9 protein-coding genes and 2 tRNA genes are annotated in these 10,437 nt (G+C 71.1%); 3 read left to right on the plus strand and 8 right to left on the minus strand.

What is annotated here, in order from left to right; translation table 11 throughout:
* On the plus strand, positions 1–876 hold an 876-nt coding region (locus tag ACW9TB_RS39150; RefSeq protein WP_472753178.1), incomplete at its 5' end, for a pectate lyase family protein.
* 362 nt (positions 877–1,238) lie between these two features.
* Here ACW9TB_RS39150 and ACW9TB_RS39155 read toward each other — a convergent pair.
* The 4 genes from ACW9TB_RS39155 to ACW9TB_RS39170 all read right to left on the minus strand — a co-directional run bounded on the left by ACW9TB_RS39155 (position 1,239) and on the right by ACW9TB_RS39170 (position 4,944).
* Entirely contained in the window at positions 1,239–2,495 is a 1,257-nt protein-coding gene (locus tag ACW9TB_RS39155; protein WP_472753179.1) for a hypothetical protein, read from the minus strand.
* Between the two features lie 346 nt (positions 2,496–2,841).
* Positions 2,842–4,422, minus strand: a complete 1,581-nt coding sequence (locus ACW9TB_RS39160) for a vWA domain-containing protein (protein ID WP_472753180.1) — start codon at positions 4,420–4,422, stop codon at positions 2,842–2,844.
* Between the two features lie 259 nt (positions 4,423–4,681).
* Positions 4,682–4,751 (minus strand) — tRNA-OTHER (locus tag ACW9TB_RS39165).
* Between the two features lie 86 nt (positions 4,752–4,837).
* Positions 4,838–4,944, minus strand: a tRNA-Ser gene (locus ACW9TB_RS39170).
* Positions 4,945–5,191: 247 nt separating this feature from the next.
* Between ACW9TB_RS39170 and ACW9TB_RS39175 the strand changes: the two genes are divergently transcribed.
* Complete coding sequence (locus tag ACW9TB_RS39175) at positions 5,192–5,449, plus strand: hypothetical protein (RefSeq protein WP_472753181.1); 258 nt, start codon at positions 5,192–5,194, stop codon at positions 5,447–5,449.
* Positions 5,450–5,469: 20 nt separating this feature from the next.
* On the opposite strand, the gene ACW9TB_RS39180 is transcribed toward ACW9TB_RS39175, so the two are convergent.
* Positions 5,470–6,813 carry an aminotransferase-like domain-containing protein gene (locus tag ACW9TB_RS39180; protein WP_472753182.1) on the minus strand — a complete coding sequence of 448 codons (1,344 nt, stop codon included), beginning with the start codon at positions 6,811–6,813 and terminating at the stop codon, positions 5,470–5,472.
* Positions 6,814–7,194: 381 nt separating this feature from the next.
* On the opposite strand from ACW9TB_RS39180, the gene ACW9TB_RS39185 reads away from it, so the two are divergent.
* On the plus strand, positions 7,195–8,583 hold the full coding sequence (locus tag ACW9TB_RS39185) for a pyridoxal phosphate-dependent decarboxylase family protein (RefSeq protein ID WP_472753183.1): 1,389 nt from the start codon (positions 7,195–7,197) through the stop codon (positions 8,581–8,583).
* 126 nt (positions 8,584–8,709) lie between these two features.
* Here the strand turns inward: ACW9TB_RS39185 and ACW9TB_RS39190 are convergent, their stop codons facing one another.
* The 3 genes from ACW9TB_RS39190 to ACW9TB_RS39200 form a co-directional block, all read right to left on the minus strand.
* Entirely contained in the window at positions 8,710–9,030 is a 321-nt protein-coding gene (locus ACW9TB_RS39190; protein ID WP_472753184.1) for a type II toxin-antitoxin system PemK/MazF family toxin, read from the minus strand.
* On the minus strand, positions 9,020–9,250 hold the full coding sequence (locus ACW9TB_RS39195) for a hypothetical protein (RefSeq protein WP_472753185.1): 231 nt from the start codon (positions 9,248–9,250) through the stop codon (positions 9,020–9,022). The genes ACW9TB_RS39190 and ACW9TB_RS39195 overlap by 11 nt, the downstream gene beginning before the upstream one ends.
* 185 nt (positions 9,251–9,435) lie before the next feature.
* A partial coding sequence (locus ACW9TB_RS39200) for a pectate lyase family protein (protein WP_472753186.1) occupies positions 9,436–10,437 on the minus strand: 1,002 nt, incomplete at its 5' end.

The raw sequence follows: 10,437 nt of genomic DNA on the forward strand, positions 1-10,437 counted from the left end.
ATCACGCCTCCTCCCGGCAACCCGACCGGCCTCGTCGGCTGGGCGACCCAGGGCGGCGGCACCACCGGCGGCGGCAACACCCCGCCCACCACGGTGAGCAACGCCTCCGCGCTGACCAGCGCGCTCTCGGCGAGCGGCGCGGCCGTCATCCGGGTGTCGGGCACGATCTCCTGCTCCGGGATGCTCAGGGTCGGCTCCAACAAGACGATCATCGGCAACTCGGGCGCCACCATCGCGGGCTGCGGGTTCAACATCTCCGAGGCGTCCAACGTCATCGTCCGCAACCTGTCCTTCCGCGACTGGAACGACGACGGCATCCAGGTCCAGTACTCCACCCGGGTCTGGATCGACCACAACACCTTCAGCAACGGCTACGACGGCGCCGTGGACGTCAAGCGGGCCAGTGACTACGTCACCATCTCCTGGAACAGGGTCACCAACCACGACAAGTCCATGCTGCTCGGCCACGACGACGGCAACGGCAGCGAGGACCGCGGGCGCCTGCGCGTGACGTACCACCACAACTGGTTCGACGGCACCACCCAGCGCCACCCGCGCGTACGCTTCGGCAACCCGGTGCACGTCTACAACAACTACTACGGGAACGTCGGCGGCTACGGCGTGGCCTCCACCGAGGGCGCGGGCGTCCTGGTCGAGGGCAACTACTTCGAGAACACCGACGACCCCTACCACCTCGGCGAGGGGGACTCGGGACCGGGCACCCTGGTCGCCCGCAACAACCACTTCGTCGGCTCCGGCACCGGCCAGGCCGGTGGCAGCGTGGCCTCCATCCCCTACTCCTACTCCCTCGACACCGCCTCCAGCGTCAAGTCGATCGTGACCGGCGGCGCCGGTGCCGGCCGGATCTCCATCTGACGTGGACCCCGCCCCGACTCTGACCCGCACCTGACCCGGGTCCGGCGAGGCACCGTTCCCGGGTGACCGGGCTCCCCCGCGGAGCCCGGTCACAGGTTTTCCGGCCCCGATGTCCGTACGGCATCGGACGCCGAAAGCAGGCGGCACCCGCGTTCGGCGCCGGACGAACGTCCTGACGGTGGGAGCAGCCGATCGTCGAAGCCGAACAGGGCCTGGTTCCCCCGGCCGTTGGCCCTGGAACGGGTCGCCGAGGAGACCGTCCGCCTGCCGCTCGCCCTGATCGACGGCGCGGAGCGCCTAGACCCGGCGATACCGTCCGCGAGTCGGCCTGACCGGGTGAGCGGCCGGGCCCCCGGCCGTGGTCAGCGGCCGGGCGAGGAGCCGTTCACGGTCAGCACGTGCTCGGTCTCGATGGCGGGGAAGGTTCCGGTGTCGATGATCCCGTGCTCGTGGAAGGCGGCCTCCAGCAGCGCGTGAGCCTTGGGCTCCAGCTTCCACAGGGCCCGGTACTCGCGGGCGGTGGCCAGGGAGACGCCGGTCTCGTGGGCGATGTCGGCCGCCCGGGGCACGAACTTCCGCTCGATCTGCTTGTCCCAGTATTCCCGCGCGGCGCGCATCAGGGCCGCGCGCTGCGCCGTGTCGACGACCGGCGGCGGGACGTCCAGCACCTGGAGCTCGTCGTCGTCATCGTCGACCCGAGGCCGCAGCGCGGACGGGCCCGCGGCCACCGCGGGACGCGCGGGCGACACCCCTGGCTCAGGGTCCCACGGCACGGGCGGGGTCAGATCGATCAGGGCGGAGGTGTTGTACAGGGCACCGATCTGGGAGAGCAGGGCCTCCTGCCGGGCGGAGTCGACCGCCAGGCCGCTGTGCTCCACCGCCCGGTCCATGGCACGGTCCAGCTTGGTGAGCGCCGCGCGCATCTTCCTGTCGGACGCGCCCGAGGCGCGCAGCGCGCGGGCGCGCTTGGCCGCCAGCGCGACCCGGGTCAGCCTGCGGTGGGCGTCCACCTCGCTGGCCGTACGGTCGCTGACCTCGGCCAGCCCGACGCGGACCAGCGCCCGCTCCGGGGTGATCCGCCAGTTGATGCGGGAACGCCCGGTGATGCGGTGGCGTTCGATCGCCATGCCGCGCTCCCACAGCCACGCCGCCACCAGGGGGGCGGCGAGCCGGAAGATGGCCTCGGCGGCACTGCGGGCGTCCATGCTCGACAGCACGGCCGTCAGGCCGGTGAGCGCCCACACGGCGACGCCGTCGATGCCCGCGGAGAAGTTCTCCCGCATGTTGCGGCGCGCCCGGACGGCGCTGGTGATGACGGCGACCTCGATGAAGGCGAAGAGCAGCAGCCGCAGGGGGCCGTCGAAGCCGAGCACGTCACCGGAGAAACGCCACATGCCCTGGGCGGAGACACCCGTCGCGATGCTGGCGGCGACGATGGTGAGGATGTCCTCCGCCGGACGGGGCGCGATATGGCGGTGGTAGAAACGGACCGCCAGGCGCTGGGTCGCGCGGAGCGCGAAATACGCCACGACCAGGAGGACGAGGGCGAACACTCCGATGATGACCGTCAGAACCGGCTGGTCCGATGCGAAGGTGGTGATTTGATCGATGGGGGGCATCAGTCACTGTCCGTCAGTCTCGATGTCCGACAGGATATCTGGCGATCATTCCAGAATGTCGGCGGCTTGTTTGCGAAACGGGCGCTCACGGACGTGACAGAAGTGAACACAGTTACGACGAGGGCGAGTAAAGATCACGAAATCCGCCGGTCCGGTCGGACCCGGTATCCAACCGGCCGTCGCCACGTCCCGTCCCGGCCGGGTTCCCGGAGTGTCCCGGCCGGGACGCGGTAACGGCCGGGACACCCCCTGGCGCGGCGACCGGAACCGGCCGGTGACGGCGGACCGGGCGATGGCCGCCGGACCGTACCGGCGTCTCCGAAACGGACACGCCGACCGGCCGGGGTCAGAACGGCCAGCTCGCGTCGCGCCCCTTCTCCAGCAGCGGGATCAGCCGGAACGACGCGTCGGAGAAGCCGCCGAACTCGTGGCGGTTGCCCGAGCCGGTCGGCATGGCCGCCCTCCGGTAACCCTGCAGGTTGAAGCCGTACATCGGGACGCCCTGCGGCACCGCGCGGGTAACCTCGTCGCCGTAGTGGCCGCTCATGGTCTGCATGTCGGACAGGATGACGACCCGGTCGTGCCCGCGGTAGGCACGCCTGAGGGCGGCGGCGATCTGTGTGCCGTGGCCGACCTCGCCGACGCGTCCGCAGAACCGGTCCATCTCCTTCAGGACCGACGCGCCCCGGCCCACCCTGTGCCGGAACACGCCGTCGGCGAAGCCGTGCAGGTCCACCCGCTCGCCGCGGGCGGCGAGCGTCACCCCGAACAGCGCCGCCGCCTGGACGGGCGTGACGGCCGACCGCTCCGAGACCGCGCCGGAGGTCATCGACGCCGACGTGTCCACGAGCACGAGGGTGCGCCCGCCGAACGACGGCACGTTGCCCGTGGCGAGCGCCAGCGCCCTGTCCAGGGCGTGCCCCCAGCGCGTGCTCGGGGCGTTGCGGTACGCGGAGTAGAACCGGAACGGCAGCTGCCGCGACCCGGCCACCTCACCGGGGTCGACGAGCTTCGCGGCGACCCGCCCGGCCACCTCGTCGGAGACACCGGCCTCGTCGAAGTTCCTCAGGTTACGGATGAGCGACATGTAGCCCATCGACGGGATGACCGCCTCCCACGCCTGGCGGTCCATCGGGCCCTGGAGCCATCCGGCGAGCGCCTCCCAGGTCATACCCGCGGCCCGCAGGCGGCCGGGGTCGGCCAGGACCGCGCGCCGCAGCTCGACCGGCAGTGCCGCCAGCCCGGCGCGGGCGCGCAGCGTCGCCAGCGAGTCGTGGATCGGCCGGTCGCGGTCGTGCCTGCGGTCCAGGGCGTGCGCGAACAGCTCGCCCTGCCACGCCTTGTCCGCCGCCGGGGCGGGGTGGACGAGGTCGATGACGTCGGCGAAGCGGAAACCCCTGGTGCCGGTGTCGTACTTCAGCAGGCCGCGCTCGGTGTACAGGCGCCGGACGGCGTCGGCGACGCCGCGCTTGACCGGCTTGGGGATCGCCCGCCCGTACGTGGACGTCCAGTAGGCGAGAGCCTCGCCGGGCTCGTCCGCGCGCCGCAGGACGCCGTCCACCAGCTGCCGGTTGAGGCCGTGCAGGCCCGCGGCGAGCCGTGCCCGTACCGACTCCAGCGCGGCGACGACCGGGGCGGTCCGCATGTTCGCCTCACCGCGCAGCCAGGGCAGGAAGCGGGCCATCCACTCGCCGTCCTCGACCGCGACCCGGTGGACGAGGTCGCGGAAACGCTCGTCGCGGTCACCGGCCTTCTCGTAGAAGGTGTTCTCGCCGACCATGTTCGACACCGCGAGGAGGAAGAGCTCGCCCTTGGCGTCGCGGGCGTATCCGGGGGCGCCCTCGTGGGTGCGGCCGGACGGTGTACGCCCGGTCCTGACCGGGCTGGAGACGGCCGGCCGGTTGGTCGCGGTGTTGAACTTGGACATGGACGGGCCTTTCTCTGCGAGTCGTGTGTCTCGCGCGCCGGTCGCGCACGCGGGGCCGTGCTCCTCCCGAGATCGGGGTGACCGCGGTCGCCCGGCCCTGCCGGGCGGCGGCCCCGCTGAGTGGAGCCGCCAGGAGTCGAACCTGGAAGTAACCGCGATCGGCGCACCGGGAGGCGCGTGTGGACGTTTTACCGGATCTTCCCGAGATCGAAGTCGGCGACGGAAGCGTGCTGCCTTTACACCACGCGCCGCACGGCTTTGGGCGGCGCGCCGGGAATCGAACCCGGACCCCTCGATCCCGAATCGAAGTAACCGTTGCCTTCGCACCGGGAAGGTCTCTGTGAATGTGTGGACTTCCCCGAGGTCAAGACCGGCCGCGGACTCTGACATGCTGCCGTTACACCACACCGGCCTGAGCCGGAGCCGGGAGTCGAACCCGGACCTTCGCTTTGGAAGAGCGAAGTAACCGCGGCCTTCGCACCGGGGAAGCGTGTTATCCAGTTGTCGGACCTCGTATTCCGGAGACGGCTCCGGCGCGTTCTTCCCGCGATGGAACGGCCGGTTTCGTTTCCGAACTCCGAGGCGTTTCCAACGGTAGCCGCCACCGCCGCGCGTCACATCTCATTATTCGCCGAAAATTAGGGGGCGACAGGGGTCGGGGACGGGGAGAAATGTCGGTCCCGAGAGGGATGATGGAGAGGTGAACGACTGACGGGGGCGCGGACGGGGTCCCACCGGACCTCCCCGCCTCCCAGGAAAGGATCACGTGATGACGACCCCGATGAACGTGTCCGATCTGGCACAGGTTCTCTTCGTCTCCGCGCTGCAGGCCTCGGACCACCCCTCTCCGGACCAGGTTCGCATGATCATCGAAGGCCAGCTCCGCGCCCGCCACGCGGACATCTCCGGTTGCGCGGCCCTCGTCGCCCAGGAGGCCGGTGACCATCCCGAGGCGTACGCGAGCCGGATGCGCTGGGCGCTGGGCGAGGCCGTCCGGGTCCGCCCGTCCATCTCCTTCGTGAGCTGACCGTCTTCCTCCGGCATCCCCTAGGACCGGACGGCCAGCCTGAGGTGCTCGACGACCCGGTCGAGGGTCTCGGCGGGGGCGGTGTAGGGCACCCGCAGCCAGCCGCCCAGGGTGCCGTCGGGTGAGAAGGCCGAGCCGGGGAGCAGGCTGAGCCCCGCCGTGGCGGCCCGCTCCGCGACATTCTCGCCCGACACGCCGTTGAGGCGCAGCCACAGCGCCAGGCCGCCCAGCGGGAGGGTGAAGCTCCAGGCGTCGTCCCCGCCCAGCCCGTCCGCCAGGTGGTCACGCTGGCGTCGCAACTCGCTCCTGCGCTGGGCCAGCAGCCCGTCCATGAGGGGAAAGATCTCGCAGGCCACCAGCTGCTCCATGGGCGGAGGGGCGTACAGGCCGCTGACGGGATCGAGAAGAAGCTCGCGGACCAGCGCCGCCGGGCCCCGGATCCATCCGACGCGCAGCCCTCCCCACACGGTCTTGCTCATGGAGCCGATCGTGACGGCCCGGCCGACGCGGGGTTCGGGCACCGGCCGGTCGCGCAGGTCCAGGTCGCGCATGGTCTCGTCTGTGATCACGGTCACCCCGTACCTGGCGGCCAGCTCCCCGACCTCCCCTCGGACGCGGGGGTCCATCAGCGCCCCGGTGGGGTTCTGGAAGTCAGGGGTCAGGAGAGCGGCTCCCCCGGCGGCCTCGCGGAACGCGGTGGCGAGCTGGTCGGTGTCCCAGCCCTCCGCGGTGACCCGCGCGGGGACGGTACGGACGCCGAAGCGCCTGAGCGCGGCGAGGGTGTCGAAGAAGGCGGGGCTCTCCACGACGGTCCTGCGCGGGCCGAGGTGGGCGACGAGCAGCGCCAGCGCCGCGCGGGCTCCCGAGGTGACCAGGATCTGCTCGGGCCGGGTCGCCGTCCCCTCGCCGGTGTGGCGCCGGGCGATCAGCTCGCGCAGTTCGGGCAGGCCCGCGCCGGGCTCGCCGCTCTCCAGCAGCAGCCCCGCCGACCTGGCGAGCGCGCGGGTGACGGCTCCGGTGACGATCTCGCGGGGAGCGGCGGGTACGGCGCGGCGCAGGTCGAGGTGCGAGCCCCGGCCGTCCACCGACAGGGGCGCGTAGCGCTCACCGAGGTTGCGCGGCAGCCGCATCCTGCTGCCGCTGCCGTGCTCGGTGACGAGCCAGCCCTCCTCCCGGAGCAGGGACAGGGCGGCGACGACCGTTCCCCGGCTCACCCCCAGCTCGGCGGCGAGCCGCCGCTCCGAGGGCAGCCGGTCCCCGACCCGTACCCGCCCGTCGAGGACGGCCTCGCGCAGCGCGGTGGCCAGCGACCCCGCGAGGGGAAGCCCGGGTCGCCGCCATCCCGTCTGGACATACTTGAGCACTGGTCCAGTTTGCCGTAATTGGACCGCGATGCTGGCAGGCCCCTCCCATAGCGTCGAGGAATGGACGCCAGACACGACGCGGGCACCTCGCACTCTTACGGACCGTCAGACACCGGCGACCACCTGCCCGACCTGCCCGACCCGCCGGAGAAGCCGGGGACCGGCCGCGAGTCGCTCCATGGAGCCGACGAGACCGGCCGGGGTCGTAATTCCCCCAAAACAGAGGAAACCGGTCAAGGCCGCGATCCACACGAGGCCGACGAGACCGGCCGGGGTCGCGGTTCATACGGGGCAGAGGAAACCGGCCGGGATCGCGGTTCACGCGGAGCGGAGGAGATCCGCCGAGGGCACGGGCCGTCAGGGACCGGTGAGGCCGGTCGCGTGCGCGGGGCGCTCGGGGCCGACCACGATCGCATCCCCGAGCTGCTGGAGGCCACCCGCGCGTACGCCGTACGCATCCTCGCCGGGCTCGGCGACCGGCCGGTGGCGCGGACGCCGGTGAGGCCCGCGCCCGCGTCCCTGCCGGAGGCGGGGATCGGCCTGGAAGGGGCGATGGAGGAGTTCGCACGCCGCTGGGAACCGGGCTTCGCGGCCGGTTCCGGCCGTTACCTGGGCTTCGTCACGGGTGGTGTGACGCCCGCCGCGCTGGCGGGCGACTGGCTGACCGGCACCCTCGACCAGAACCCCACCTCGGGCCTGGACTCGCTCGCCCCCGACCTCGAACGGGAGACGGCCGCGTGGCTGCGCGACCTCTTCGGCCTGCCGCCCGAGCACGAGGGGACGTTCGTCAGCGGCGCGACCATGTCCAGTTTCGTGGGCCTCGCGATCGCCAGGGAGTGGCTGGGCGAGCTGAGCGGCGTCTCGGTGGCCGAGGAGGGCGCCGCCGCGCTCGGGCCGGTGACGGTGCTGTCGGGAAGCCCTCACTCCAGCGTCGGCAAGTCACTGTCCATGCTCGGGCTGGGACGGTCGGCGATCCGGCGGGTCGGCCTGCTGCCGGGGCGGGAGGCGGTGGACGTGGCCCGGCTCGCCGAGGAGCTCGACCGGCTGGACGGCACACCGGCGATCGTGGTCGCCAACTCCGGCACGGTGAACACCGTCGACTTCGACGACCTGCGCGCCATCGCGGCCCTGCGCGAGCACCACCCGTTCTGGCTGCACGTGGACGCCGCGTTCGGCGCCTTCGCCGCCCTCTCCCCCGGGCACGCCCATCTCGTCGCGGGCCTCGGGGAGGCCGACTCGGTCTGCGTGGACCTGCACAAGTGGCTGAACGTGCCCTACGACAGCGCGATCCAGTTCACCCGTCGCCGCGACCTGCAGGCCCGCGTCTTCCAGAACTCCGCCGCCTACCTCACTCCGATGGGCGAGAACCCCGACTTCGTGCACCTGACGCCGGAGAACTCGCGGCGCCTGCGGGCCGTACCGGCCTGGTTCACCCTGGCCGCGTACGGGCGCGAGGGGCACGCGGAGATCGTCCGGCGCTGCGCCGCCCTCGCCACCGGGCTCGGCGAGCGGATCACCGCGATGCCCGCCTACCGGTTGCTCGCCCCCGTACGGCTCAACGTGGTCTGCTTCACCCTCGCCTCCTCCCCGACCCCGGACCGGATCGACGAGGTGGCCAGGGCGATCACCGAGTCCGGCGAGGCCTTCCTCACGCCGACCGTCCACGATGGGGTCCCCGCCCTGCGCGCCGCGTTCAGCAACTGGCGCACCACCGACGCCGACGTGGAACGGGTCGCGAAGATCCTCCAGGAGGTCGCGTTCGGGCCGTGAACCCGATCCTCCTGGCAACGGCGGTCGAACGGCTCCGGGGCTCGTGCTTTCCGCCTCCTGTCGTACTCCCGTTTTCCCGTAGGGCAGGAGATCACGACAGGAGGCGGATCTACTCCGTGCCTTCACTCATCTGAGCAACCCGAAGACGGTGTAAAGAGCCTCGTCGACCTCTTCGATCTCGGCGGGATCCAGACGACCGGCGAAGTCACCCAGACGGTGCGGAGTGACGGCCACGGCCTGCTCGACCATGACCCGGCTCTGCTTGCCGAGCAGCTCGACTTCGGGCCGGAAGGGGGCGGGAGGTGCGCTGGCCGAGGTCGGCGCGACGAGGACGGTGGAGAGGTGGGAGAGGAAGTCCGACTGGAGGATCACGGCGAAGCGCTCGCCTCGTTGCTCATGGGCCATCGCGTCACGAGGAGCGCGCAGCCGGTACACGTCACCACGCACGCAGGTGCTCCGTATCCTTCATGATCGCTTCGGCTTCGGCCCTGTCGGCGGGATCCTTTGCCAGCCTCTCGGCCGCGATCCGGGCCTCCTCCATTCGATTGAATCGCTGGGCGGTGACGAGGGCTTCGCGAACCGCTTCAGTCACAGAACGGCCATTGGCGGTCAGCTCGTTCAGAGCCTTCTCCGCTCTGGCATCAAGGTCGACAGTCAGCATGGCCATATCTTCACTGTACGACGCGGCGTCTCGCAGGCATTCGGTCGAATTTGGTAACCGCTCGGATACTTAACGCAATGATGTTCTGACACGTCGGACGTCACGGGTTTCCGCACCCACCCCGTCCGCTCCGGCCACCGAGGCGGCCGGAGCGGACGGGGGCGTTGTCCTGATCCGCCCGTACGGGTTTCCTACGGGATCGTGTCCGCGCCGCCGGCCCCGGCGCCCGCGGGCGGCGGGGTGGAGGACGCGGATCCGGCCGAGTAGGAGTACGACGGCCGCGAGACGCCGCCGTCGGCGCGCAGCCAGTCGCTCATGGTGCTGCCGCTGCTCTGCGCCCGCCGGATCGTGGCGATGTCGTAGAAATTGCTGCTCGCCCACGTGAGGCTCGCGTCGCCGAAGTCCTCGGTGATCGTCTTGGCGCCCTTCACATGGTTGCTCTCGGCGTAGATCCTGCCGCTCACGCCCAGGCCGATGAAGTAGTCGTCGACGTCCACGTAGTTGGCGAACACATGGGCGTAGCCGAACCGCACCCTCGGGTGGCGGGTGTTCGACCCGTCGAACCAGTTGTGGTGGTAGGTGACGTTCAGGTAGCCGGTGTCCTGGGAGCCGTTGCTGTCACTGTGGCCGAGCAGCATCGACTTGTCCGTACCGACATAACGGTTGTACGAGACCGTCGCCAGGTCAGAGCCTCGCTTGATGTCCACCGAGCCGTCGGCCGCCGGGTAGAACGTGTTGTGGTCGATCCACACGTGGTGGGAGTAGCACTGCACGTTGACGGAGTCGTCCGGGGAGTTCCTGAACGACAGGTTCCGGATGATCACGTTCTGGACGTGGGTGAACCTGTCCCGCTCGGCGGGGTCGCAGAGGTCGCCGCCCCAGGCGACCTCCTCCGGGCCCCAGCCGTTGACGTCGAGCCCGAAGCCGCTGATCGTCGCGTTCGCGCCGACGCCGATGACGGTTTTGTTCGACCCGACGTCCAGCATGTCCGCGCCGCCGCCGCTGATCGTGCCCGACACCCGGACGATCCGGGGTGTGTCGTCGGCGACGGCCGCCGCCAGCTGCGCGTAGTTGGTGACGGTCACCGTCTGGCCGCCACTGCCACCGTTCGTGCCGCTACGGCCGTATTTGGTGAGGGTCGCGAAGCCCACCAGGCCGCTCGCGTTGCCCGGGTTTCCGGGGGTGGGGGTCAC

The organism is Streptosporangium sp. H13245 (genome assembly GCF_055690525.1).

Bases quoted from the DNA above. Each gene is read 5' to 3' on its own strand.
- ACW9TB_RS39155 (WP_472753179.1), bottom strand. From the start codon at position 2,495: ATGCCCCCCATCGATCAAATCACCACCTTCGCATCGGACCAGCCGGTT.
- ACW9TB_RS39195 (WP_472753185.1), bottom strand. From the start codon at position 9,250: ATGGCCATGCTGACTGTCGACCTTGATGCCAGAGCGGAGAAGGCTCTG.
- ACW9TB_RS39160 (WP_472753180.1), bottom strand. From the start codon at position 4,422: ATGTCCAAGTTCAACACCGCGACCAACCGGCCGGCCGTCTCCAGCCCG.
- ACW9TB_RS39175 (WP_472753181.1), top strand. From the start codon at position 5,192: ATGACGACCCCGATGAACGTGTCCGATCTGGCACAGGTTCTCTTCGTC.